The organism is Plantactinospora sonchi, assembly GCF_036422035.1.
Classification (GTDB): domain Bacteria; phylum Actinomycetota; class Actinomycetes; order Mycobacteriales; family Micromonosporaceae; genus Plantactinospora; species Plantactinospora sonchi.
Window position 1 is genome coordinate 109,518 of sequence record NZ_JAZGQK010000026.1, and the last position, 24,303, is coordinate 133,820.

General features: G+C 73.1%; 19 protein-coding genes, 1 pseudogene and 1 riboswitch. Of the genes and pseudogenes, 12 read left to right on the top strand and 8 right to left on the bottom strand.

The features are described from left to right. Positions 1 to 154: 154 nt before the first annotated feature. The 4 genes from V1633_RS27615 to V1633_RS27630 all read right to left on the bottom strand — a co-directional run bounded on the left by V1633_RS27615 (position 155) and on the right by V1633_RS27630 (position 6,171). Positions 155 to 2,443, bottom strand: a complete 2,289-nt coding sequence (locus V1633_RS27615; protein WP_331217186.1) for a hypothetical protein — start codon at positions 2,441 to 2,443, stop codon at positions 155 to 157. Next, complete coding sequence (locus V1633_RS27620; protein ID WP_331217187.1) at positions 2,440 to 3,657, bottom strand: glycosyltransferase family 2 protein; 1,218 nt, start codon at positions 3,655 to 3,657, stop codon at positions 2,440 to 2,442. The genes V1633_RS27615 and V1633_RS27620 overlap by 4 nt, the downstream gene beginning before the upstream one ends. A gap of 170 nt (positions 3,658 to 3,827) precedes the next feature. Next, entirely contained in the window at positions 3,828 to 5,567 is a 1,740-nt protein-coding gene (locus V1633_RS27625; protein ID WP_331217188.1) for a glycoside hydrolase family 3 protein, read from the bottom strand. Between the two features lie 112 nt (positions 5,568 to 5,679). Further along, complete coding sequence (locus V1633_RS27630) at positions 5,680 to 6,171, bottom strand: DUF3145 domain-containing protein (protein ID WP_331217189.1); 492 nt, start codon at positions 6,169 to 6,171, stop codon at positions 5,680 to 5,682. 419 nt (positions 6,172 to 6,590) lie between these two features. Here V1633_RS27630 and V1633_RS27635 point away from each other — a divergent pair, with 419 nt between their 5' ends. The 3 genes and pseudogenes from V1633_RS27635 to V1633_RS27645 all read left to right on the top strand — a co-directional run bounded on the left by V1633_RS27635 (position 6,591) and on the right by V1633_RS27645 (position 10,770). Continuing rightward, on the top strand, positions 6,591 to 6,920 hold the full coding sequence (locus V1633_RS27635) for a hypothetical protein (RefSeq protein WP_331217190.1): 330 nt from the start codon (positions 6,591 to 6,593) through the stop codon (positions 6,918 to 6,920). A gap of 349 nt (positions 6,921 to 7,269) precedes the next feature. Beyond that, positions 7,270 to 8,163, top strand: a pseudogene (locus tag V1633_RS27640) (alpha/beta fold hydrolase); the annotation flags it as partial. 492 nt (positions 8,164 to 8,655) lie between these two features. Continuing rightward, entirely contained in the window at positions 8,656 to 10,770 is a 2,115-nt protein-coding gene (locus V1633_RS27645) for a HelD family protein (protein WP_331217191.1), read from the top strand. Positions 10,771 to 10,848: 78 nt separating this feature from the next. Here V1633_RS27645 and V1633_RS27650 read toward each other — a convergent pair whose 3' ends face one another. After that, entirely contained in the window at positions 10,849 to 11,874 is a 1,026-nt protein-coding gene (locus tag V1633_RS27650; protein ID WP_331217192.1) for an SMP-30/gluconolactonase/LRE family protein, read from the bottom strand. 418 nt (positions 11,875 to 12,292) lie between these two features. On the opposite strand from V1633_RS27650, the gene V1633_RS27655 reads away from it, so the two are divergent. From V1633_RS27655 to V1633_RS27665, 3 genes are all read left to right on the top strand, one after another. Then, entirely contained in the window at positions 12,293 to 14,818 is a 2,526-nt protein-coding gene (locus V1633_RS27655) for an ABC transporter permease (protein ID WP_331217193.1), read from the top strand. Positions 14,819 to 14,979: 161 nt separating this feature from the next. Beyond that, positions 14,980 to 15,894 (top strand): cation diffusion facilitator family transporter, encoded by a 915-nt coding sequence (locus V1633_RS27660; RefSeq protein WP_331217194.1) that lies wholly within the window; start codon positions 14,980 to 14,982, stop codon positions 15,892 to 15,894. A gap of 233 nt (positions 15,895 to 16,127) precedes the next feature. Next, positions 16,128 to 16,256, top strand: a riboswitch (cyclic di-AMP (ydaO/yuaA leader). Between the two features lie 4 nt (positions 16,257 to 16,260). Then, entirely contained in the window at positions 16,261 to 17,364 is a 1,104-nt protein-coding gene (locus V1633_RS27665) for a coiled-coil domain-containing protein (RefSeq protein ID WP_331217195.1), read from the top strand. A gap of 114 nt (positions 17,365 to 17,478) precedes the next feature. Here the strand turns inward: V1633_RS27665 and V1633_RS27670 are convergent, their stop codons facing one another. Beyond that, positions 17,479 to 18,699, bottom strand: a complete 1,221-nt coding sequence (locus V1633_RS27670) for a cellulose-binding domain-containing protein (protein ID WP_331217196.1) — start codon at positions 18,697 to 18,699, stop codon at positions 17,479 to 17,481. A gap of 338 nt (positions 18,700 to 19,037) precedes the next feature. Here V1633_RS27670 and V1633_RS27675 point away from each other — a divergent pair, with 338 nt between their 5' ends. Together V1633_RS27675 and V1633_RS27680 are read left to right on the top strand one after the other, a co-directional pair. Beyond that, entirely contained in the window at positions 19,038 to 19,370 is a 333-nt protein-coding gene (locus tag V1633_RS27675; protein ID WP_331217197.1) for a YnfA family protein, read from the top strand. Between the two features lie 137 nt (positions 19,371 to 19,507). Then, on the top strand, positions 19,508 to 20,170 hold the full coding sequence (locus V1633_RS27680) for a hypothetical protein (RefSeq protein ID WP_331217198.1): 663 nt from the start codon (positions 19,508 to 19,510) through the stop codon (positions 20,168 to 20,170). On the opposite strand, the gene V1633_RS27685 is transcribed toward V1633_RS27680, so the two are convergent. Then, entirely contained in the window at positions 20,073 to 20,516 is a 444-nt protein-coding gene (locus tag V1633_RS27685) for an SRPBCC family protein (RefSeq protein ID WP_331217199.1), read from the bottom strand. The genes V1633_RS27680 and V1633_RS27685 overlap by 98 nt on opposite strands. Positions 20,517 to 20,663: 147 nt before the next feature. Here V1633_RS27685 and V1633_RS27690 point away from each other — a divergent pair, with 147 nt between their 5' ends. Both V1633_RS27690 and surE read left to right on the top strand, forming a co-directional pair. Beyond that, positions 20,664 to 21,641: a 1-phosphofructokinase family hexose kinase gene (locus tag V1633_RS27690; protein WP_331217200.1), complete on the top strand. Its 978-nt coding sequence runs from the start codon at positions 20,664 to 20,666 to the stop codon at positions 21,639 to 21,641. Beyond that, the gene (gene surE / locus V1633_RS27695; protein ID WP_331217201.1) at positions 21,638 to 22,471 is read left to right on the top strand and encodes a 5'/3'-nucleotidase SurE; all 834 of its coding nucleotides are present in this window, start codon (positions 21,638 to 21,640) and stop codon (positions 22,469 to 22,471) included. Before V1633_RS27690 ends, surE begins: the two co-directional genes overlap by 4 nt. Positions 22,472 to 22,524: 53 nt before the next feature. Here surE and V1633_RS27700 read toward each other — a convergent pair whose 3' ends face one another. Beyond that, on the bottom strand, positions 22,525 to 22,893 hold the full coding sequence (locus V1633_RS27700) for an STAS domain-containing protein (RefSeq protein ID WP_331217202.1): 369 nt from the start codon (positions 22,891 to 22,893) through the stop codon (positions 22,525 to 22,527). A 590-nt stretch (positions 22,894 to 23,483) separates the two neighbouring features. Here V1633_RS27700 and V1633_RS27705 point away from each other — a divergent pair. Beyond that, positions 23,484 to 23,630, top strand: coding sequence for a hypothetical protein (locus V1633_RS27705; RefSeq protein ID WP_331217203.1), 147 nt, complete (start codon positions 23,484 to 23,486; stop codon positions 23,628 to 23,630). Positions 23,631 to 23,853: 223 nt separating this feature from the next. Then, positions 23,854 to 24,273: a hypothetical protein gene (locus V1633_RS27710; RefSeq protein ID WP_331217204.1), complete on the top strand. Its 420-nt coding sequence runs from the start codon at positions 23,854 to 23,856 to the stop codon at positions 24,271 to 24,273. Positions 24,274 to 24,303 lie beyond the last annotated feature (30 nt).

Below are 24,303 nucleotides of genomic sequence, written 5' to 3' on the forward strand. Positions count from 1 at the left end.
GGCTCGTACGCCGGAGGTCGGAGGTCGGAGGTCGGAGGTCGGAGGTCGGAAAGGGTGTCGGTCCGGCGGCTCCGCCCGGTTCGCCCAGTGTCGCGTACCACCGTTCGTCGCTCCTTGTCATGGTGAGACGCGGTCGGCCCTCGGTGGCCGGACCTCAACGGAGGCGGTAGACCGCCATCCGTCCGTCGTCGTAACGGAGCGCGGCGAGTCGGCGCAGCTCCAGCGACTCCCGGCCGACCTGCCGATCCACCACCAGCCAGCGGACGCCGTGCCGGTCGCGGAGGTCACGCAGGCCGTCCTCGGTCGGGGCGGTGAACACGGCGTCGTTGCGGCGCAGCAGGTCCTGGTCCCAGAACGGGGTGTACGCACCGAGCGCCGCCACCCGGGGCGCGAAACTCCAACCCTCGACCAGCACCCGGCGTTCGGCGTAGGCGCTGAGCCAGAACGAACGCGCGTCGCACCAGCCGTTGGTGACGGCCAGACAGTGCACGTTCGTCGCCAGTACGTCGCCCGGGGCGCTGTGCTCCCGGGTCCACCGGGCCGCGTCGACCCGGGACTTCGGCAGCGGCGCGTTCGTGTACGCGCCGCCGTTCGGGGAACGTGCCGACTTCGCCATGTCCATCACCAGACCGGGCGCGCCGACGACCAGGACCGCGGTGAGCAGCAGCAGTCCTCCCCTGCCGCGCAGGGCGGCGAGCCCCTGGGTCGCCGGTCGCCAGAGCCCGACGGCGAGCACCACCAGCAGCGCCAGCCCGCCGGACCACCAGAGCAGCGGGCGTAGCGAGGCGAACAGCGACGTGTTCGGCGGCGGAGCCGCGTACCGGAGCTGGATCAGCACCAGTACGGCCGCGAACGTGACGGCGGCGAGTCCGACCGCCCACCGGGCCCGACGGCTCAACCCGGCGCGTTCGGCGACCAGGACGTAGCCCCACGCGGAGAGGACCACGGCGAAGCTGAAGCCGGCCCGGGTGAAGTACTGCTGGGCTCCCCCGGGCTGGTCGAGGACCAGGAAGAGCGCCGGTCCGGCGAGGGTACCGCCGAGCAGGAACCACTGCACCGGTTCGAGGGGTTCCCGTCGCCGCCACAGCAGCGGCACGACGCCGGCCACCCGCAGCTGCATGTTGACCACGAACGCGCCGACCACGGCGACGACGGCGAGCAGGCCGACCCACGCCGGACGCTCCCCCGGCAGCGTCCAGTACGGCTCCAGTCCGCCGAACGGCGCGGCCTCGATGCCGTACGCCTGGAAGCGGTAGAGCACGGCGGTGGCGAAGAGCTGTGCGGTGGCGGTGAGCAGTCCCGCCACCACCACCGCCCACGGGATGCGCCGGGTCCTGACGAGCTGGACGACCGCGGTGAAGGCGAGGGCGAGCCCGACCACCGGCAGGGAACTCGCCTTCGCCCCGCTGGAGGCGAGCATCAGCAGCGTGGCGAGGACCACCGCGCCGGTGCGGGGCAACGGCGGGACCGGTCGGTCGGCACGCCGGTCGACCACGTCGGCCAGCACGGCGATCAGCGCGATCAGCAGCACCCAGCTGTAGATCATCGACATGCCGTGCCAGATCACGAAGGAGGCCTGGGTGCCGAACGGCATGTTCACCGGGTCGGTGAAGTTGGTCTCGCCGACGACAAAAAAGAGCACGGCGGCGATCGCCCCGACGTACGGCCGGCCGCTGACCCGCCAGCCCAGTACGGCGGTGAGCACGATTGCCGCCGCGCAGAGTGCCGGGATGGCCAGCCGCAGCGCCACCACCGGCAGGTCGATCTGCCCGATCAGGCTGGTCGCGGCCATGTGCGCGTAGCCGAACCAGTGGTAGTCCAACGGTTCGGCGGCGACCTGCGGCACGTGCAGCGGGAACTGGTGTTTCGCCTCGCCGGCCAGCGAGAGCTGGTAGGCCAGGTCGAGGTACTGGCGGGTCCCCTCGGAGGTGGGCAGGACCGGGTTGCGCTGCAGGAAGGTGACCGAGAGGTAGGTGGTGAAGAACATCACCGCGCCGGCGACGGACCAGGACCAGCCGATCGGGGCCCGGGTCGGGTAGTCCCGGACCACCCAGTGCCGCCGCAGGCCCGGCACGCCGAGGAAGAGCCCGACCAGCACCGCCGGCCAGAGCCACAACCATCCGCCGACGCCGAACGCCGCGAACACGGCCCAGGCCGGCAGTTCGAGCACCAGCCCGACGGCGGCGCCCATCGCGACGTCCTCGACCAGGGTGTGCGGGCGGCGCCGCAGTGCCCGGTAGACCAGGGTGCCGGGCAGGATCAGCGCCCAGAGCAGGTAGGCCGCGTACCGCAGGAGGTCGAGCGGGCTGGTGTCGGCGGCGAGCAGCGCCACGGCGACGTAGCCGACCGCCGCGCCGAGCGGCGCCCAGCGACGTAGTCCGGGCGGGACGAGCGGCGGCGTCGGGCGGGCCGAACCGACGACCTCCCGGACGGTGGCGGTCACCCGGCCGTCCTCGTGCCGCTGCGGCCCCGGCGGGCTGACGCGGCGCCGCTCCGGGCGACCGACGCGGCGCCCCCACCGGTACGGGCCACCGGCGCGCCCGAGCCGGCGCCGACCGGCTCCTCCACCGGCGCACCGTCGACTGACCCGTCGGTCGGCCCGCCCTCGACTGACCCGTCGAGCGGCGCGCCGCCTGCTGACCTGTCGGTCAGCCCGTCGACGGATTCTGGCGCCGGGGCCGCCACTGCGACCAGGTCTGCGGCGTCGGAACTGACGAACAGGTCGTCGGTGTCGGAGCTGACGAAGTAGCTCGGGCGTCCCTGCACGGCGGCGTAGATCCGGCCGACGTACTCGCCCAGCAGCCCGAGACAGAGCAGTTGCACCGCGCCGAGGAAGAGGATCGCCACGTAGAGCGAGGCCCAGCCGGCCACGGTCGAGTCACGCAGGTAGGCGACGAACGCGAAGACCACCATCAGCGCGCAGAGCAGCATGCCGCCGACGCCGAGCCCGGTCGCCACCCGCAGCGGTGCCGCCGAGAAGCTGGTGATGCTGTCGGTGGCCAGCCGGACCATCCGGGACAGCGAGTACTTGGTGCTGCCGGCCGCCCGCTGCTCGCGGACGTACGGCACCTCGGCGCTGGGGAAACCCAGCCAGGGCACGACCAGCCGGAGCACCGGACGCCGCTCGGGCAACTCGCGCAGTGCCTCCACGGTCGCCCGGCTGAGCAGCCGGAAGTCCCCGGCCTGGGCGGGTACGGTGTTGCCGACCAGCCGGCGCACCAGCCGGTAGTAGAGACCGGCGGTGGACCGTTTGAAGGTCGAGTCGGTGGACCGGTCGCTGCGCACCCCGTAGACGATGTCCAACGCCCGCTCCCGGGCCAGGGTCAGCATCTCGACCAGGACCTCCGGCGGGTCCTGCAGGTCGGCGTCGATGCTGGCGACGTAACCGCCGCGGGCCCGGAACAGGCCGGCGGTCAGGGCCGCCTGGTGCCCGCTGTTGCGACGCAGCCGGACGACCCGCAACTGCGGCCAACCACGGCGCAGGCCGGCGAGCACAACCGGGGAGGCGTCGGTGCTGCCGTCGTCGACGGCCACCACCTCGTACGGCTCGCCGAGACCGTCGAGGACCGGCCGGAGCCGCCGGGCCAACAGCGGCAGCACACTCTCCTCGTTGAAGATCGGCACGACCACGGAGAGGCTCGGATTCCGGCTAGTCACCGCCCGTGACACCCCCCGTTTCGTTGACCTTGCCGGACAGCCGAACGCTACCAGCCGTGCCGGTGACCGAGGTCACCAGCGCTGCCCCCGGAATCGCCCGCCGACGTTCCGACATACCGGCACCGACCGGCGTCGATGCCGGTCCGCTCCCGGTCCGCCACGGAGTCCGGTCAGCGCGCCGTACAGGTGGACCGGGGCAGCCCGGACACCGGCACCGGTGAGCGCCCGGTCGGCTTCGCCCGGCCGGCGAGCACCTCCGCCAGGGCCGTCATCGACGCGGCCGTCGACGAGTACGTCGCCAGCAGCACCTTGGAGCGGGCCCGGCCGAGCAGGTACGGGGTGTCCATCCCGACGGTAACCGTGGCGTCACCGCGCAGGTCGCCGACGCCGTCGCCGTACCCGACCAGGTGGACCACCGTGCCACCGGACGGGACCACCTTGACCCCGGCCCGGGTCAGCGCCTCGGTCAGCAGTTCCCGGGTGCGGTCCCGCCCGCCCGAGGAGGTCACCGTCACCGGCCCGGCCACCGGGGCCGCCGTACAGTCGCCGCGCAGCACGGTCACCGCGGCCGCCGCCACCTGGCGGGCCGCCTCCTGGTGTTCCTGGCTGTTCAGCGTGTCCAGCTCCGGCGCGGTACGACCGGCGAGCCGGAACTTCAGCGTCAGTACCCGGGTCACCGCCTCCACCAGCCGGTCCCGGCTCAGGGAGCCGTCCCGCAGGGCGGCCAGCAGCCCGTCGTACGCCTCGGTCACGTTCGGCGGCATCAGCACGAGGTCGTTGCCGGCGTTGATCGCCCGGACCACCGCCTTGCCGGTCGGCTGGTCGGTGACGGCGGCCATGTTCATCGCGTCCGTCACCAGTACCCCGGTGAAGCCGAGTTCGCCACGGAGCAGGTCGATGAGGAGTTTGCGGGAGAACGTCGCCGGCACCCCCGGATCCACCGCCTGTACGTCGAGGTGGCCGCTCATCACCAGCCAGGCCCCGGCGTCGATGCCGGCCGAGAACGGCGGCAACGCGTTCGCCCGCAGTTTCTTCTGGTCCTGGCGGACCACCGGCAGTCCCTTGTGCGAGTCGGCGGCGGTCTGGCCGTGGCCGGGGAAGTGCTTCAGGGTGGCCGCCACGCCGGCGCCCTGCAGACCGCGGACCGCCGCGCCGACCTGCGCCCCCGCCGCCTTCGGATCCGACCCGTACGACCGGGAGCCGATCACCGTGCTCCGGTCCTCGGAGAGCACGTCGGCGCTGGGCGCGAAGTCGACGTTGACGCCGAGCGCGGCGAGTTCACCGCCGGCCGCCCGCCAGGCCTTCTCGGTGAGCGGCGGCTCGCCGGCCGCGCCGAGCGCCATCGCGCTGGGCAGGTTGGTCACGCCGTCGGAGATCCGGGTGACCACGCCGAACTCCTGGTCGATCCCGACCAGCATCGGTACGGCACCGGCGGTCAACTTGCCGGCGGCCTCCTGCAGTCCACCGGTCAGCTTCCGTACCTGCTCCGGGCTGTCGACGTTGGTGGTCGGCTGGTTGCTGCCGGTCGGGTCGTCGGCGGAGAAGCCGACCAGGATCAGCCCGCCGAGCCGGTATCTGGCGATCATCTCGGCGGGGGTGTCCACCCCGGCCAGCTTCCGGTTGCCGGCCGCCGACCCGCTGGAGACCCGGGTCGCCGAGTCGCCGTACGCGTACGGCATCAGCACCTGGCCGACCAGGTCCTCGTCGCCGAGCCGGGCGACGAGTTCGGCCGCCTGGGCCGCCGGGTCCGGCGACCCACCCGGGGTCGGCGAGGCGGTCGGGAGCCCTGACGCCGAGGGCCCCGGGGCGGGACCGGCGGTGCGGTCAGACGTACCGGCGCAGGCGGCGGAGACGATCAGGGTGGCGACGGTGGTGAGCACGAGCGGGAACTGTCGGAGGGGATTCGACACGTCGGCTATCCCATCAGGCCGCCATCAGCCGGGCAACTCGGGCCGCTGCCCGGCCGACGCCCCCGACCCGGGGTCGGCAGGCGTCCGACGCCCGCCGGGGCGACCTGCCGGATCAGCCGACCCGGGTCAGCAGGGTGACCGGCGCGCCGTCCCCGGCGTAGCGGTAGGGCTCGAGTTCGGCGTCCCAGGCGGTACCCATCGCCTTGTCCAGCGCGTGCGCCAACGCCTCGGGAGCCCGCGCCGCGGCCATGATCGCCCGGAGCCGGTCCTCACCGACCTGGATGTCGCCCGCGGCACCGGTGGTGGCGCGGAAGAGCCCTCGACCGGGGACGTACATGAAGCGTTCGCCATCAACGCCAGGACTCGGTTCCTCGGTGATCTCGAACCGGATCATCGGCCACTGCCTCAGCGCAGCAGCCAGTTCGGCACCCGTCCCGGGCCGGCCGGACCACCCGCACTCCGCCCGGCGCGCGCCGGGATCGACGGGCTGGGCCGTCCAGTGCAGGGTGACCGGCGCGGTTAGGACGCGCGCGATCGCCCACTCGACGTGCTGGCACACGGCGAGTGGGGTCGAGTGGACGTATACGACGCCACGCGTTGGCACGGTGACCTCCCGGAGAGCGAGGTGCGTCTTCCCCTACGACCTCGCATCACCGACGGATCACCGCGCAATGCTGAGACACATGATGACGGTTGTGACGGATGGTACGCCAGGGATTCGGGAAACTGCTCGAGGGGAATAGCCGTACCGGTGTAGGTAGTTGGTCCCCATGTCAGCGGCGGTAGCCGACCAGCCAACACCGCCGTCGTGTAAAATTTGCCCGGCGGCGTCTGCCGCTGGCAGCAGGCAGCACCCGGTCGTCCCCGCCCATGGTTCAGACCTCCGTGGTCCAGACCCCCGTGGTCCAGCCCATGGCGTCCACTCATGGCGGAGCCGGCCAGCACGATATGAATCGGCGGCCCGTCCGCCAACTGTCCCCTCGGACTTCCCGTCCTCCCGTACGTCATGCAAGGAGTACCTCCGTGGCGAGCAACACCTCCAAGACCGCGCGCGCATCCGTCCGGGCCGGGCAAGCAGGGCAAGGTGGCGCCCTGAGCGTGCTCGGCGAGTTCAAGTACCTGATCCCGCTCAACGGCGGCAAGCACGCCTACGTGCGGAACCTGCTGAACGGCAAGACCACGCACCTGCGGACCGACTCCGACGCCTTCGTCGAGGAGATCCGGGCGCTGGCCGGCGCCGGCCACGCTGCCAAGATCCGCGCCGAGCTGACCAGCCTCGCCGCCACGCACCCGAGCGACGGGTGGGACCGCTGCGAGAAGCGGCTCGTCGAGGCCGGCGTCTTCGAGGCCTGAGCGGAATCACGGGCGCTCGTAGCACGGGCGCCCGTGGCACGTACCCGGTAACGCCCCCGGCACGACCTCCGTGCCGGGGGCGTTCGCCGTGCTCGTCAGGTCCCTGACCGGCACGTCCGATTCCGCCCGTCGGATTCCTGACCGGGGCGTTCGCCCCTGCCCGTCGGGTTCCTGACCGGGGCGCGATGCCCGGGTTCACCGGGCCGGGGGTGCGGGTAATCACCGCCCGGTGAGACGTGTCGACGCCCGGAATCCGGACCCGCGCCCGCGCCCCGCCGACGGCGGCACTGCTTCGGGCACAATTGTTACCCGTGGGTACGGTTTACCCCGGCTCGATACGGAGGTGGCCATGCCCGACCCCGTCTCGGTACCTCTGCCCGACGGCGTACGGCTGCACGGCGAGAGCTGCGGCCCCGAGAACGCCCCGCTCACCGTCCTGCTGCTGCACGGCTGGACACTCGACCGGCGAATCTGGCACCGCCAGGTGACCTCGCTGCGAAAGACTCTCGGCGACGCGGTCCGGGTGGTCAGTTACGACGCCCGGGGCCACGGCCGGTCCGGCCCGAGCAGCCTGCGCACCGCGACCCTGGCCCAACTCGGCGACGACCTCGCCGAGGTGATCGCCCAGGTGGCCCCGCACGGCCCGGTGGTGCTGGCCGGCCACTCGATGGGCGGGATGACCGTGATGGAGTACGCCCACCGGCACCCCGACGACTTCGCCCGCCGGGTCGCCGGCCTGGTCCTCGTCTCCACCACCGCCGAGGGGCACACCCACACCGGCTACGGAGTCGCACCGCAGCTCGCCCGGCTGATCCGGATCGCGGAGACCGCCGGTGCCGGACTGCTGGCCCGCTGCGGAAGCTGGCGTACCCCCCGCCCGTTGCTGGACGTGCTCCGCCCGACGCTGCGCTGGCTGCTCTTCGGCGACCTCTGCGACCCGGCCGACATCCGGCTCACCACCGCCGCGGTGGCCCGAGCCTCGCTGGTCTCGATCGGCGGGTTCCGGCCGTCCATCGGGGCACAGCGCCGACTGGAGACGATCGCGGCGCTGCACGACGTACCGGTCGCGGTCCTGGTCGGTGACCGGGACCGGCTGACCCCGCCGCCGTGCGCGCGCTCGATCGTCGACGCGCTGCCGTCGACCGAGCTGACCGTCTGTCCGGGTGCGGGCCACATGCTGATGCTGGAGCGCGCCGACGTGGTCACCGCCGCGCTGCTCTCGGTAACCGAACGGGCCGTCGCCGTCCCCGCCGGCCCCGCTGCGGCGACTCCCGGCAGATCACGGGCAGCCGCCGGCAAGCGGACGGCGGCGAGGAGGTCGACAGCGACCGGCGGCAAACCGACCCGCCGGTCCGCCGGCAGAGCCGACCCGGCCGGCAGGGACACGCCGAGGGTGGCGACGGCGGGCGAGGGAGCCGTGCCGCTGCTGGAACAGCCCCGACAGCGTGGTGGGCGGCCGGCCACCCCGTGCCCGTGACCCGGACGACCAGCGGCCCCGACACGACCGTCAGCACTGCCGACACGGTGAGCAGCGGGCCCGACACGACCGTCAGCACTGCCGACACGGTGAGCAGCGGTCCCGACACGACCCCCGCCGCCGCCGACACGGCGGTCGGTGGACGCGCGGGCGGGGCGTACCCTCGCTAGCTGGCACTCGCACGGCGGGCGAGGTGCCGGGTCCGGGAATCCGGGACCGGCACCCTGACCGGAATCCGATCTCCCGGGAGCATGAGCGTTGACCGACCAGACCACCATGCGGCAGGAGATCGAGGCCGAGCAGCACCACCTCGACCGGGTCTACGCCCGGCTGGCGCAGCTGCGCCGCTCCGCCGCCCGGGCGGAGCGGGAGGGTTACCAGATCGCCCGGGTCGGCAACTTCGGTGCGCTCGTCGAACGCGACGCGATGGTCTTCCACGCCGCCCGGCGCCGGCACACCCTCGACGCGGAGCACGAGGGCCTGGTCTTCGGCCGGCTCGACCTGCGCACCGGCCAGGTGCTGCACGTCGGCCGACTCGGCGTACGCGGCGAGCACGCCGAGCCACTGGTGATCGACTGGCGGGCCCCGGCCGCCGCCGCGTTCTACCAGGCCACCGCGGCGGATCCGCAGGGCGTCGTACGCCGCCGGGTGATCTCGTCGAGCGGCGAGCGGGTGACCCGGATCGAGGACGACCTGCTCGACCCGTCGGCGGCTCCGCCCGGGATGCGGGTGGTCGGCGACGGAGCGCTGCTCGCCACGCTCTCCCGCACCACCGGGCGCGGCATGCGGGACATCGTCGCCACCATCCAACGGGAGCAGGACGAGGCGATCCGCTCCCCCGCCGGCGGGGTCACGATCGTCTCCGGCGGCCCGGGCACCGGCAAGACCGCGGTCGCCCTGCACCGGGCCGCCTACCTGCTCTACTCCGACCGCAACCGGTTCGCCGGCGGTGGCGTACTGGTGGTCGGGCCGTCCGCCGTTTTTGTCGACTACATCGCCTCGGTGCTCCCGTCCCTCGGCGAGAACGCCGCCACGCTGCACTCACTCGGTTCACTGGTCGAGGGGGTCAGCGCCACCCGTACCGACCCGACCCCGGTCGCGGCGGTCAAGGGTTCGCTGCGGATGCGCAAGGTGCTGCAGCGGGCCGTCCGCGACCAGGTGCCGGACGCCCCCGGCGAGCTGCGGCTGCTCTACCGGGGCGAACTGCTCCGGCTGCCCGGCACCGAGCTGGAGCGGATCCGGCTGCGGGCGCTGCCGCCGGGTGCCCGGCGCAACGAGGTACGCCGGGCCGGCTTCGACGGGATCTTCAGCGCGCTCTGGGCGCAGGCCCAGGAACTGCGCGTCGGCCGGCTGCCGGACCAGCGGACCTTCGAGGACGACATCGCCGAACGCCCCGAGTTCCGGGACTTCCTCCGGGCCTGGTGGCCCCGGCTGCACCCGACCCACGTGCTGAACTGGCTGACCCGGCCGGAACGGCTCCGCCGGTACGCCACCGGGATCCTCTCGAACGCCGAGATCCGGCTGCTGGTCGAGGCGTACGGCGGGACCGGTGCCGACGGGCCGACCATCGCCGACGTGGCACTCCTGGACGAGCTGGACGAGTTGCTCGGCCGCCCGCCGCGACCCGCCCGCCGCCGGCGGGACCCGTTCCACGTGGCCGGTGGGATCCGCGAGGTGACGACGTACGCCGACCGGCAGCGGGCCCGGGCCAGCCGCGACGCCGAACGGCCGGCGGACTACCGCGAGTACGCGCACGTGGTGGTCGACGAGTCCCAGGACGTCTCGCCGATGCAGTGGCGGATGCTGGGCCGCCGCGGCCGGATCGCCTCCTGGACGGTGGTCGGCGACCCGGCCCAGACCGCGTGGACGGGTGACCCGGCCGAGCTGTCCCGGGCCCGGGACAAGGCGCTGGGCCGACGGCCCCGACACGAGTACGCGCTCACCACGAACTACCGCAACTCGGCGGAGATCTTCGCGCTGGCCGCCTCGGTGATCCGTGAGATCTCCCCCGACCTGCCGCTGCCCGTCGCGGTGCGCCGTACCGGGGTCGAACCGGTGCGGCTGACGGTGCCCGCCGCCGAGCTGCCGCACGCGGTCCGCGAGGCGATCGTCACGCTGCTCGCCGAGGTCGAGGGCACGGTCGGCGTGATCACCCCGGTCCCACGCCGGGACGAGGTCGCCGGCTGGCTCGACCCGGCGGCCGAACCCCGCCTCCAGGTCGTGGACAGTCTCCAGGCCAAGGGCATGGAGTACGACGGCGTGCTGCTGGTCGGGTCCGGCGAGATCCGGGCCGACTCGCCGGCCGGGGTACGCACCCTCTACGTCGCGCTCTCCCGGGCCACCCAACGCCTGGTCACCCTGGACCCGGTGTAAGGAAGGGCCCCTTGTTATCGCTTCTGGTTGTACAAGGGGCCCTTCCTAACCGGTCAGCCGACGGGCGGCGGTCCGACGTCAGGGGCGCGGAACCGCGACCACGGAGTACGGCGTCTCCGGCGTCGGCGTGGTGGTGAACCGCGCGTTCGGCAGGTAGAGCCGGTTGCCGTACGCGGCCACCGTGGTCGGTACGTCGAAACCGGCGTCGGTCACCCGCTCGACCACCCGCCCGCTCCGGCCGGCCCGGTCCAGCCGCAGCACCGCGAGGGTGTTGAGCCGGTTCTGCACCACGTAGAGCGTCCGCCCGTCGAGCAGGAGTCCGTCGCCGTTGGTGAGCAGTTCACCGCCGAGGTCGACGGTCCGGGTGGCCCCGGTCGCCGGATCGACCCGGAACAGCAGCCCGGTGCCGGACTGTACGACGAGCAGTCCCTTCCCGTCCGGGGTTGGGGCGATGCCGTTGGCGTTGATCCCGGTCCCGTAGACGATGTCGCCGCTCAGCGGCACCCGGACCACCCGGTCGGCGGCGGGCAGTTGGCCACCCCGGCCCAACGGCACCCGGTACAGCACCGGGTTGGTGGAGTCGGTGAACCACGCCGACCCGCCGGTCAGTACGACGTCGTTGACGAAGCTGGCCTGGTCGGTGAAGCGGTAGCTGGCCAGCAGCCGGCCGGTGCGGGTGTCCACGACCCGACCGTCCCCGCCGGTGCCACCGGCGACGAAGAGTCGTCCCCGGCTGTCGACCTTCATCCCCAGCGACGGCGTACCCGGGCCCGGGTTGATCACCTCACCGCGGCCGGTGAGCAGGTTGGCCCGGTAGATCGCCCCGGTGGCCCGGGAGCCGAAGTAGCCGAACGGCGTGGCGCCGATCGCGATCCCCTCGGGTTGGAAACCGGCCGGCAGGTCGAGGGTGCGCGGCGCGATCGGCGCCCACCGGGGCAGCGTCTCCGCAAATGCGCCGGCCCGGTCGGCCGGCGCGGCCCGGTCGGCTGGCGCCCCTCGGTCGGTTGGCGCGGCCGACGCGGCGGGGACACCGGTGGCGACCAGCGCACCGGTCAGGGTCAGGGTGGCGGCGAGCAGGACGGGGTTACGTCGGCGACGACGCATGGATTCGGCTCCCTTCACTGCCCGACGGCCACCGGTACCGACCGGACCGGTCACGACCCCGGTCGGCGACACCGGCCGATCCGCACCCGGTGCCGTACCGGCGGCGGCACCGGCCGGTCGGATCAAACCGGTCGACGCTGACCGCTGACCGTCGGACATCGACGAATCTTCACTGAGACCGGGTTCGATGATGCCAGGTGTCCGGCTGTCCGCATCTCGACACGGCGCTCCCCCGCCCACCCGACCCCCGCCACACTGGCCGGATGCGCCCCGCCTGCTCGCCGCCGCCGGGCGTCGATCCGACACCGTCGTACACCGGTCGGTCACCGCGCGTCGAACGGACACCGTCACACGCCGAGCCGCCACCGCGGGTGAACCTGTCGAGATTCCTCCGGCGCCCGGGGCCGGCGGGGTGGCGGTGAGGCGTCCCCTGCTGCGACTGGCCCTCGCCGGGCTACGGGCGCACGCCGTACGGCTCGCGCTGACCGGGTTCGCGGTGGTCGTGGCGGTCGGTTTCCTGGCCGGCACCCTGGTGTACGGCGACACCGCACGCTCGGCGTTCTACACCGACCTGGCCCGGTCGGCCCGGAACGTGGACGTCCTGGTCGAGCCGGACGCCGGACTCGTCACCCCGGCGGTCCTGGAACGGATCCGGGCCGTCGACGGGGTGGCCGAGGCGGACGGGCGGGTGATCGCCTGGCTCGGCGTACTGGACCGCGACGGCCGGCTGCTGACGAGTCAGGAGCACATCGGCTACGCCCTCTCGGTGCCGACCGCCCTGGCGCTGGCCCCGTACGACGTGGCGGCCGGCAGGCTGCCCCGGACACCCGGCGAGATCGCCCTGGACCGGGCCACCGTGTCGGGCGCCGGATTCGCCACCGGAGGGCCGGTGACGGTGCTGGACCAGGCCGGTGTCCCGCACCGGCTGCGCCTGGTCGGGATACTGGACCTGGGGGTGAACCGGCTCTTCGGCGGTTCCGCGGTCGCCGCGTTGACCGACACCGACCTGGTCAGGTTCACCGGCACCGGCGACTACGCCCAGGTGGTGGTCCGGGCGGCGGACGGCACCGATCCGGCGACCCTGCGCGGCCGGGTCGCCACCGCGGTCGGCCCCGGCCACCAGGTGGTGTCCGGGAGCGGTTTCCGGGACCGGCTGGCCCGGCAGGCGGCCAAGTACGTCGACGGCTTCCTCGCCGTCCTCCTCGGTTTCGGCCTGGTCTCGGTCACCGTGTCGGCGTTTGTCATCTACAACACGTTCGCGATGCTGGGCGCGCAGCGTACCCGGGAGTTGAGCCTGCTGCGCTGCGTCGGCGCCTCCCGACGGCAGGTGACCGGCGCCGTACTCCTGGAGGCGACCGTCCTCGGTCTGCTGGCCTCGCTGGGTGGGCTGCTGGCGAGCCTGCTGGTCGGCTACGGCCTGATCCGGGGGCGGGAACTGGTCGCCTCGGACATCCCGCTGCACGCGCCGGTGGTCCGCTGGCCGACGGTGGCGGTCGCGCTCGGCTTCGGCGTCCTGGTCTCGGTGCTGGCCGCGCTGGTGCCGGCGGTGGAGGCGGGCCGGGTGCCACCGCTGGCGGCACTGCGGGACCGGGACGCCGCCGAGGCGGGCGGCGCTCCGCTGCGGCGCCGCCGGGGCCGGGTCGTGGTCGCCGCCGGCCTCGGCGGGGTCGGCGTGCTGCTGGTGCTGGCCGGGCTGCCGCAGGGTTTCCCCGGCCTGCCGCTGGTGCTCGGCGGCGGCATGATCGGCATCCTCGGCGCGGTTGTCGCGGCGCCGTTGCTGGCCCCCGGGGCGGTCCGGCTGGTCGGCTGGCTGCCGGCCCGGGTCTTCGGCCCGGTGGTACGACTGGCCGTCGCGAACGCCCGACGTAACCCGCGCAGGACCGCGGCGACCAGCAGCGCGCTGATGATCGGCGTGGCCCTGATGGCGATGTTCGGCGTGCTGCTGGCAACCGCCCGACAGCAGGCCGGACGTGAACTGACCGAGAACTTCCCGGTGGAGTTCGTGCTGGACACCGTCCGCCTGGACGGCACGCCGACGGCGGTACGCGGCCCGTTGCCGGCCGGACTGGCGCAGCGGCTCCGGGCCGACCCGGCGTTCGCCACGGTGGCCGAGGTCCGTCAGGCGCCGGCCCCGCTGGACCCCCGGGTCCGGGTCTGGGCGGTGCCGCCGGAGCAGTTGGTCGGGCCGATCCGGCCGGAGGTGACCGCCGGCAGCCTGGACCGGCTCGGCCCGGACGCGGTGGCGCTGAGCCGACGGCTGGCGGCCGAGCGGGGGCTCGCAGTCGGCGACCGGATCCCGCTGGGTCTGGGTCCGGCGGACCCGTTGACCGTGGTCGCGCTCTACGACGACGCGCCGACCGACGGTGCCGTCCTGGTCGACTGGGCGGCGTACGTCGCCGGCTACGGCAAGGCCGCCGCGGACCGGATCCTGGTCGACCTCGCCCCCGGGGTGTCGACGGCGGCCGGCCGGCAGGCCCTCGACAGGCTGCTGCACGACCACCCGACGGTTCGGGTCCGGGCCCTCGCCGAGCAGGCCGACGCGCTCTCCACCACCCTCGACGAACTGCTCGGGATCTTCGCCGCGCTGCTCGGCATGTCGGTCCTGATCGCGGTGCTGGGCATCGGCAACACCCTCGCCCTGTCGGTCTTCGAGCGCCGACACGAGTCCGCCCTGCTGCGGGCGCTCGGGCTGGGCCGCCGACACCTCACCGCCCTGCTGCTGGTCGAGGCGTCGCTGATCGCCGCGATCGGCGCGCTGGCCGGGCTCGCCCTCGGGGTCACCCTCGGCTGGGCGGCGGCCCTCGGGCTGATCAGCGCGTACGGGCACGGCCTGCCGGTCGTCCCGGTGGGTCAGCTCGCCCTCTGCCTGGTACTGGCCGGCGCGGCGGCGGTGCTGGCCAGCCTGCCGCCCGCCCGGCAGGCCGCCCGAGCCCCCCTCGTGTAAGGAAGGGCCCCTTCTTATCGCTTTCTGGAGAAAAGGGCCCCCTTCCTAACCACCTACCGGTCGGCGGCCAGCCGCGTGAGCATCGATGGGGCCGACCGCCGGACATATCGCGATCTCGGCATATGTCGGATCACGCTGGACACAGCGGGGAAGGTGTGGACGTGGGGGCAGGACATGACCACGCCGGTGCGGTGACGCGCGCGGCGCAACGGCACCGGGGCCGGTTGTGGGCCGCCTTCGCGCTGCTCGCCGCGCTGATGGTGGTCGAGGCGGTGGCCGCGCTGCTCACCGGCTCACTCGCGCTGCTCTCCGACGCCGGACACATGTTCACCGACGTACTCGGGATCGGGATGGCGCTGGCCGCGATCACCGCGGCCGGGCGGGCGGCGGCCGACCCGCAGCGCACCTTCGGGCTCTACCGGCTGGAGGTGCTGGCGGCGCTCGCCAACGCGGTCCTGCTCTTCGGCGTCGCGCTCTACGTACTGGTCGAGGCGGTACGCCGGTTCGGCGACCCGCCCCAGGTCGCGGCCGGGCCGATGCTGGTGGTGGCGGCACTCGGCCTGCTGGCCAACCTCGCCGCGTTCGGGCTGCTCCGGGCCGGGGCGCGGGAGAGCATCAACCTACGCGGGGCGTACCTGGAGGTGCTGGCCGACCTGCTCAACTCGGCGGGGGTGATCGTCGCCGCGTTGCTGATCATCTTCACCGGCTGGCGTTGGGCCGACCCGATCGTGGCGCTGGCGGTCGGACTCTTCATCCTGCCCCGCACCTGGCGACTGGGCCGTACCGCGGTCCGCATCCTGGTCCAGGCCGCTCCCGAACACCTGGACGTGGCGACGGTACGGACCCGGCTGGCCGCCGTACCCGGTGTCTGCGACGTACACGATCTGCACGTGTGGACGCTCACCTCCGGGATGGAGGTCGCCTCCGCCCACCTCACCCTGGACGCCGGGGCGGAGGTCGCGACCGTGCTCGCCGCCGCCCACTCGGCGCTGCACGATGACTTTCACATCTCGCACGCCACGCTGCAGGTGGAACCCCGTACGACGCCCGGCGCCTGCGGCCCCACCGACTGGTGACCGCGGAGCCGAAGCGGACCTCGGCGTGACGGATGCCCGGTGGCTCGCGCCACGCCTACCCGGAGTAGTTAGCTGGGCCTTAAATTTGCCCCGGCAATCGGTCGAGTTTGTCCGATTAGTTCACCCGGAAACCGCATAATCGGGGCGCCCACACCGGCAACCACGCGTGTCCCCCGACGGCAACTGCCGGTAGGCTCAGCTCCGGCCTCCGCCGGACGGCACCCGCCGAACCGTGGAGACCGCCGCCTAATCGCCACGCGCGAGCCGGGGAACCAGGTACCAGGGGTGTATCCGCGCCAGCGGTAGGGATCTTCCGTCCCGAACCCGTCAGCTAACCCGGTCGGCGACTGACGGAAGGACACTGTCATGCCGTTCCTGGCATCTGCCAGCAGTACCATCCGCCCAGCCACCTGGGCGGTACCGGGATCCGGCCGCGGATCGGCCGCCCGACTGGTTGTCGTACTGACCGCGCTGGTCGCCCTGGGCGCACTCGTCGTGACGCTCGGCGGCTCCCCCGCCACCGCGGCCCCGGCCCCACTCGGTTACGCACCCGGTGACATCGACGAAGGGGGCACCGACGACCTCCGCGAGCAGCTCGAAAAGGCGAGCAAGGGGTACGTCGACGCCAAGACCAAACTGGACCGTTCCGTCAAGCGACAGAAGGAACTGACCGAACAGCTCGGCACGCTACGCACCGAGGTCACGGCCCGGAGCCAGCAGGTCGCCGAGATGGCCGGGGTGGCGTACCGGACCGGCCGGCTCGGTCAGGTCTCCGCCCTGCTCAGCAGCGGCTCCCCGGCCAGCCTGCTGGACCGGGCCGCCGCACTGGACAAGGTGGCCGCCAACGAGAACCGCGCCCTGCGCGACCTCCGGGCGACCCTCGACGCCGAGACCGAGGCCAAGGCCGAGCTCGACCGGGAGATCCGGGAGCAGCGCAAACAGGTCGAGGTGATGGAGACCCGCAAGAAGCAGGCCGAACGGGCGCTGGCCGCGGCGAACAGCGGCGGGGCCAGCGGCGGGGTCAGCGGCGGCAACTCCGCCTCGGCGAGGCCGGCACCGCGCAACTCCGACGGCTCCTGGCCGGCCGAGTCGTGCAGCGTGAACGACCCGACGCCGGCCGACGGGTGCATCACCCCCCGCACCCTGCACGCGCTCAACCAGGCCAAAGCGGCCGGCTTCACCCGGTACGTCTCCTGCTTCCGCAGCGGCGGCAGCGGCGAGCACCCGAAGGGTCGGGCGTGCGACTTCGCCGCCCAGAAGAACGGCTTCGGCGGCGTGGCCACCGGCGGCGACCGGACGTACGGCAACAACCTGGCGGCGTACTTCGTGAAGAACGCCGACCGGCTCGGTGTGCTGTACGTGATCTGGTTCAAGCAGATCTGGCTGCCGAGCAGTGGCTGGCGGGCCTACAACGGGGGCGGAGACCCCTCGAGTGACCACACCAACCACGTGCACCTGTCCATGAACTGACCGACGCACGTCCGCGAAACCACCCGCCGGCACCGCCCGCCACCCCTGGGCAGTGCCGGCGGGTCGCTTCTGTCCGAACGTCACACCGGACACCCGACGACGGCGGCCGTGCGGTCAGCAGCCGATCCGGGCCGAGCCGAGCGCGACGTCGTCGAACCAGAGCGTGTCGGCGCCCTCGCCGTAGCTCTCCCAGCCGAGCCGCAGATCGGTCAGGTTCGGCCGCCAGTTGGCCCGGTTGTGCCACTGCCCGTCGACGTCGTGGGTGGGAGTGCCGTCGGCGGTCAGGCCGGTCACCGCCGTACCGTCGACCCAGGTCTGCAACCGTCCCTGGGTGCCGTCGACCAGGAACTCGACGCAGGTCCACCGGTTCACCGGCAACGGCAGACTGAGCGCGACACCGTTCGGGCTCTGCTCCGGCAGCGTGGCGTCGTCGGAGGCCCGGTTCCACTGCAGGGCCCCGTTCTGGCCACCCATCCGCAGGTCACGGTTGCCGTCGTTGGCGTCCCGCATGGCCAGGAACGTGACGTGCTGGGTCGGCAGCGCGGTGGTGTGCCGGACCCAGAACCGGCCGTACCGGACCGCGCCGGCACCGCTGAGGTCCCGGTTGGACCGGACGAAGACGTGGTTGCAGTAGCCCGCCGTACCGCTGATCCGTACCGACCGACTGCCCTGGTGCGCCGTCGTGCTGTCGATCGAGGCAGTGCCGCTGCCCTGACAGTCGGGATAGTTGACACTCCAGTCACCGGAGGGCGTCGTACCCGTCTGGTTCTCGAAACCGTCACAGAGCACGGCGGTGCCGCAGCCCGCCGGCGGCGGTCCGGTGGTGGGCGGCGGCGTGGTCGGCGGCGGCGTGGTGGGCGGCGGCGTCCTGGGTGGAATCGTGGGCGTCGGTGGCACAGTCGGCTCGGCGCCGTTGCACGGTACGCCGTTCAGGGTGAACCCGGTCGGTGCCGCCGCGCTCGCCGAATACGTGCCCTGCACGCCGAACTCGGTCGAGCCGCCGGCGGGCAGCGAGCCGTTCCAGGCCACGTTCTGGGCAGTCACGGTCACCCCGCTCTGGGTGACCTGGGCGTTCCAACTGCTGGTGATCCGTTGGTCGCCACCGTAGGTCCAGGTGACGGTCCAGCCGTTCACCGCGGTGTCCCCGGCGGTGACCCGCACGGCGGCGGTGAACCCACCGGTCCACTGGTTGACCCGGTAGTCGACCAGGCAGCCGGCGGCGGCCTGGGCGGAGGCGCCGGGGAGCACGCCGACCACGGCGACGGTGCCGACGGCGAGCGCGGTCACCACCGCCCCGGCGACGGACCCACGACGGTACGGTGCGGAGATCCTCATGGGGATTCCTCTCAGAGGCTGCCGGCCGCGCACGACCGCGCGCCGGCGATGCTGCTGCTACGACGACGGTCGACACACCTCGTCGGGTGCGGCCGTCCGACGCCTCCCGCGATCGGCTCCCCGCGATCGACCGGCTCCGGCGGCTCCGGCGGACCGCCCGACCAGCCCGTATCCGGTCGTCCCGCCGGCCCTGCCTGGATGCCGGGCCCGGCTCAGCTTAGAGACGGATATCGATAGATGCAACCAGGGCTCCGGGGCCGGAAGCTGTCCGCTCCCCTGCTGACGCCGCCTCCCGGGTCACATCGGCGCCGCGCCGGACCGCCGGGAGAATGACCGGCATGACCGTGGCCCGTTCGCTGCTACTCTTCCTGCTCGCCGCCGTCGCCGAGATCGGCGGGGCCTGGCTCGTCTGGCAGGGCGTACGCGAGCAGCGCGGACTGCTCTTCGTCGCCGCCGGGGTGCTCGCCCTGGCCGGGTACGGCTTCGTCGCCGCGTTCCAACCCGATCCACACTTCGGCCGGGTGCTCGCCGCGTACGGAGGCGTCTTCGTGGCCGGCTCGCTCGGCTGGGCCGTACTGCTGGACGGGTTCCGGCCGGACCGCTACGACCTGGCCGGCGCGACCGTCTGCCTGCTCGGGGTCGCGATCATCATGTACGGCCCGCGCGGCTGACCGGCCCCGCCGTCGCCCCGCCGGACCGGGGCCACCGTGACCCGCCCGCCCGCCCGCTGTCGTACGTCGAACCGCGTACCTCCGACGTCCACCCTCGTACGACGCCACCGCCACCGCCCGGCGGGAGCATGGCCGGCATGAGACTGTCTCCGCGTTGGCGAAAGGCCCTGCTCACCCTGCACGTGACCACCGCCGTCGGGTGGCTCGGGGCGGACGTGGTGCTGCTGACCCTCGGCGTGGCCGGGGCACGCGGCGTTGATCCCGGTGTGGTCTATCCGGCCGTCGGCCTGGTCGGCCAGGTGCTCTTCGTGCCGCTCAGCGTGCTCGCCTGGCTGGTCGGCGTGGCCAGCGCCCTGCTCACCCCCTGGGGGCTGGTCAGGCACCGGTGGGTGGTGGTCAAGCTGGTGATCACCACCGTGATGCTGGGCGCGGTCCTCTTCGCGCTGCGACCGAACCTGCGTGCCGCCGCGGAGCTGGGGGCGGCGGTGCCGGCCGACGTCCGGGAGGGGCTGCTCGCGGCGCCGATCGTCTCCAGCACCCTGCTGATCGTGGCCACGGTGCTGTCCACGTACAAGCCGTGGGGCCGGACGCGACGCCGGACGGGCGTGCCGGGCGACGGGACCGTCGACGGCGGAAAGCGTGCCCGGGGCGGGCGGGCTGTGCCGCCGGTCGGTGGCGGCGAGGCTGTCCCGGGACGCCCGCTCAGGTCTGGAGGGCGGCGGGCAGACGCTCGGCGAGGACCAGATGCGCGGCCCGGGCCTGCTGGAAGGCGTACCGGAACAGGGGCGTGGGCGCGGTGAGGGTGATCTCGACGTCGACCCGTACGTGTCCGTCGGGTTCCCGGCTCAACCGGGTGTGGTTGTGCACGCTGGTGCGGGGCCACTGCCGGGCGACGATCACCACCTCGTCAGGGCCGATCCGGAGCGTGTCGGCCTGGTAGGTGATGCGGAACCGGAACGGTCCGGCGACCAGTCGGTCGGTGACGAGTTGGCTGCGCAGCACGCCGGGGCGGGGCGGGCGGTGGCGTACCCGGACGATCAGCGGGTGCAGCACCGCCTGGCGTTCCACGTCGGCGAGCAGGTCCCGCGCGTGGGCCAACTCGCAGCGGGCCCGGGCGGTGTACCGGAACGAGCCTGTCCGCGGCACCGATCGCCTCCCGACGGTTATCCACTCGTGCGACGTGCCGAATCGTGCCAGGCGGGCCCCGGCCGGGCAATCGGGTGTCGACTATGCGTAGCGCACCTGACGAGTGACAGATGGTATTAAGAGCTGCGAAGGGGGTATGTAACGGGCATGGACGGACATGTCATGGTCTTCGCCCCGGCGCCTCAGCTCACGGTCACCATCGACCAGCCGGCCGACGAGACCGAGATCCACCTGCATCCCGGCGGCCAGGGCGTCTGGCAGGCCCGGATGATCCGATGCCTGGGCGTCGAGGTGGTGCTCTGCGCCGGTCTCGGCGGCGAGATCGGCCAGGTGCTCGAACCACTGCTCGCGAGCGAGGGCGTCGAGCTGCGGGTGATCCACCGGGAGTCCAGCAGCGGTGGTTACGTGCACGACCGGCGCGACGGCACCCGCGACGAGATCGCCTCCGTACCGGGACACCCACTGAGCCGACACGAGCTGGACGAGCTCTACAACCTGGCGCTCGGCGAGGGCCTGGGCAGCCCGGTCAGCATCCTCAGCGGGCCCGGCCACCCCGCCCTGGTGGCACCGGACATCTACCGCCGACTCGCCGCCGACCTGGGGCGCAACGGCAGCCGGGTGGTCGCCGACCTCTCCGGCCCGCACCTGGCCGCCGTCCTGGACAGCGGTCTGCACCTGCTGAAGGTCAGCCACGAGGAACTGCTCCGGGACGGCTGGGCCACCGACGACAGCGAGGACGAACTGCTCCGGATACTGCACGCGCTGCACGCCGACGGCGCCGAGTCGGTGGTGCTCAGCCGGGCCGAGAAGCCGGCCCTGGTGCTGATCGACGGCGAGGTCTACGAGATCGCCATGCCGCAGCTCGAGGTCGCCGACCCACGCGGCGCGGGCGACTCGATGACCGCAGGGGTCGCCGCGACCCTGGCCCGGGGCGGCGACCTGGAACTGGCCGTCCGGACCGGCGCCGCCGCGGGCGCGCTGAACGTCACCCGGCACGGTCTCGGCACCGGTCGGCCCGACGCGATCGCCGGCCTCGTCGAGCGGGTACGGCTGGCGCCGGTGGGTACCGACCGGCAGGACCGGATGACCCCGGACGAACTGGCCCAGCGAACGACCACGTCATGACGACCCGGGTCCTGGTCACCAACGACGACGGCATCGCCGCCCCCGGACTGCACTGGCTGGCGCGTACGGCGGCGGCCCGTGGCCACGACGTGGTGATCGCCGCACCCCGGGAGGAGGCCAGCGGCGCCAGTGCCGCGATGGGCGCGGTGGAACGGGACGGCCGGGTGGTCGTCGACGAGCACCACATCGAGGACCTGCCGGGCATCTCGGCGTACGCGGTCGCCGGCTCGCCCGCGCTCATCACCCTGATCGCCCTGCACGGCGCCTTCGGGCCGGCCCCGGCGGTGGTGCTCTCCGGTGTCAACCGGGGTGCCAACGCCGGCCGGGCGGTGTTGCACTCCGGCACGGTCGGGGCGGCGTTCACCGCCGCGGCCAACGACTGTCACGGCATGGCGGTGTCACTCGACGTACTGGCCGCGCACGAGGCGACCCCGGGCAGCGGCGGGGCGGCGGTGGCGGTACCGCATCCGGGCCGGGACCAGCGGCGGCACTGGGTGACCGCCGCCCGGGTGGCGTTGGACCTGCTGCCCCGGTTGACCGCCGGCCCCCGGCACAGCGTGTTGAACGTCAACAGTCCAGACCTGCCCTACGAGCGACTGCGTGGGGTTCGGCGGGGAACCCTGGCCGGCTTCGGGCAGGTGCAGATGACCGTGGCGGAGGCGGGACGGGGCTTCGTCCGTACCGCGCTCGAGGAGTCCGGCCAGCGGGTGGAGCCGGGTACCGATGTGGCCTGGCTGGCCGAGGGCTACGCCTCGGTGACGGCGATCCGGGCGATCACCGAGGCGCCGGACGTGGACCTGTCGGATCTGGCCGGCCCGACACAGAACTGAGTCGGGCCGGTACGAGGGATGGGAAACGTCCGGGATCACGTCCCGGGTCGCGGTCAGGCGCCGGGAACCTTTACCTCCTCGGCCGACGCGGAGCCCGCGAAGTAGGGCTCCGGCGCGCCGAAGAGGCCGAGGAGCCCGGTGACCCAGAGCTGCCGGTGGACGAACCGACTCGGCTCGGTGACCACAAGCTTGACGTCGCTGACCTCCGCGGTCTGGAAGCCGGCGACCATGGCGCTGATGCCGACGGAGTCGATGAAGCTGACCAGTCGCATGTTGAGCTCGATCCTGGACGGCCGACCCTTGGTGAGAACCTCGGCGATCGCCTCCCGGACCTCGTACGCCGTATCGACGTCGATTTCTCCACGAGGGGCGATCTCCACAACTCCACCGGGCAGGACCGACTTGACGATCGACAGGCTCACGCGAGCACCTCCACTCGCCCATGTCCGGGCGCCTAATCAGTACGCGGGCCGCGACCGAGAGTATTCCTCCTACGGCCCCGATCGCCACCCTTCCGGCCGGGCAATCTACTCAACGAGCCGACAAACCTACCCGGTAACGGGGCAAACCGCGCCAAATTTTCCGGCGGTCATCAGGATTCGCACCACTGCCCACGATCCTCAGCGTAGCCCTCCGCACAGCGGCGCGACGCCACCGGCCCGCCGTGTCGGGGACCCGACTCGACCCCCGGCAGTAACCGACCGCCGGTTCCCCGCCCGGCACCTCCGGGCTCCCGGCTACCGGCTCTCTCCCCTCGGCTCCCTGCACCCTGCACCCTGCACCCGGCGTGCGGCACGCGGCGCCCGGGCAGCCGAGGGAGTCGACCGCCGCCGGCCCGGTCCGGTGCGACGCCGGACCCTCGGGTGCCCCCTGGTGGATGCGTCGAACCGGGCAACCCCGCCAGCGACCACTTACCATGAGGATTCGATCCCGCCCGTCCCGCGCCGCAGACCCGGCTCGCCGAGACGGGCCGGCGTGGACCCGGGCGGCTCAGGCTCGGGGAGGAACGGAAATGCTGAAGAAGCTGCTTGGACTGGCCGGTGTCGGCGCGCTGCTGGCCCTGGTGCTGGCCTGTGGGTTCGGCGGCGCGGGCGATGACGGCGACGGCGATGACGACGATGATTTCGCCCAGCCTGCGGCAGTTGTCCTGATCCGCTGACCGTACGACCGCGACCGCCGGTGGGTGCACCGTGCCGACCGGCGGGTGCGGTTGTGCCGTACCGGCATCGGGAGCGGGTGGATTCAGGCAGACTTCGGGACATGATCCCGGGTTTGCGGCGAAAGCCGCCGGGGCACCTCCGAGTTAGCAACCCGCAACCGCGCCGAACAGAGCCTCTGTCCGAAGTGGCCGCTTCCGTTCGGCAACCGAGGAGGTAGCACAGATGCTCGGAACGAATTTGCTGAAACAACGCAAGCCCGAGCGCGTCACCGACCAGGCCTGGGATTACCTGACCAGCTCGGTCAACTCGGCCGGCGAGTCGGTGCGGGACACCGCCCGTTCGGCGCGCCGGACCAGTGCCCATCTCACCGGACAGGCTGGGGACCGGGTCGGTGCCGTCGCCGACGAGGCGATGCACCGGGCCAGCCGGGCCTACGACGCCCTCGCCGGTCGCCGTCCGAGCCTGCCCTGGGGTTGGCTCGCCGTCGCCGGACTGGTCGGCGCCGCGGTGGCCTGGGCCGCCACCACCACGGCCCGAGCCGCACTGGCCCGGGCCGAGAACGAACTGCCCGCCACCGATCACCTGGAACTGGTGGACGTCGACCGGCCCAACTCACCGGTCCGGCTCGACACCACCAACTGATCCCGGTCGACGGCCGTGTCGGTGTACGCC

Bases quoted from the DNA above. Each gene is read 5' to 3' on its own strand.
- V1633_RS27680 (WP_331217198.1), top strand. From the start codon at position 19,508: ATGAGACTGTCTCCGCGTTGGCGAAAGGCCCTGCTCACCCTGCACGTG.
- V1633_RS27665 (WP_331217195.1), top strand. From the start codon at position 16,261: ATGCCGTTCCTGGCATCTGCCAGCAGTACCATCCGCCCAGCCACCTGG.
- V1633_RS27675 (WP_331217197.1), top strand. From the start codon at position 19,038: ATGACCGTGGCCCGTTCGCTGCTACTCTTCCTGCTCGCCGCCGTCGCC.
- V1633_RS27705 (WP_331217203.1), top strand. From the start codon at position 23,484: ATGCTGAAGAAGCTGCTTGGACTGGCCGGTGTCGGCGCGCTGCTGGCC.
- V1633_RS27670 (WP_331217196.1), bottom strand. From the start codon at position 18,699: ATGAGGATCTCCGCACCGTACCGTCGTGGGTCCGTCGCCGGGGCGGTG.
- V1633_RS27710 (WP_331217204.1), top strand. From the start codon at position 23,854: ATGCTCGGAACGAATTTGCTGAAACAACGCAAGCCCGAGCGCGTCACC.
- V1633_RS27650 (WP_331217192.1), bottom strand. From the start codon at position 11,874: ATGCGTCGTCGCCGACGTAACCCCGTCCTGCTCGCCGCCACCCTGACC.
- V1633_RS27690 (WP_331217200.1), top strand. From the start codon at position 20,664: ATGGACGGACATGTCATGGTCTTCGCCCCGGCGCCTCAGCTCACGGTC.
- surE (WP_331217201.1), top strand. From the start codon at position 21,638: ATGACGACCCGGGTCCTGGTCACCAACGACGACGGCATCGCCGCCCCC.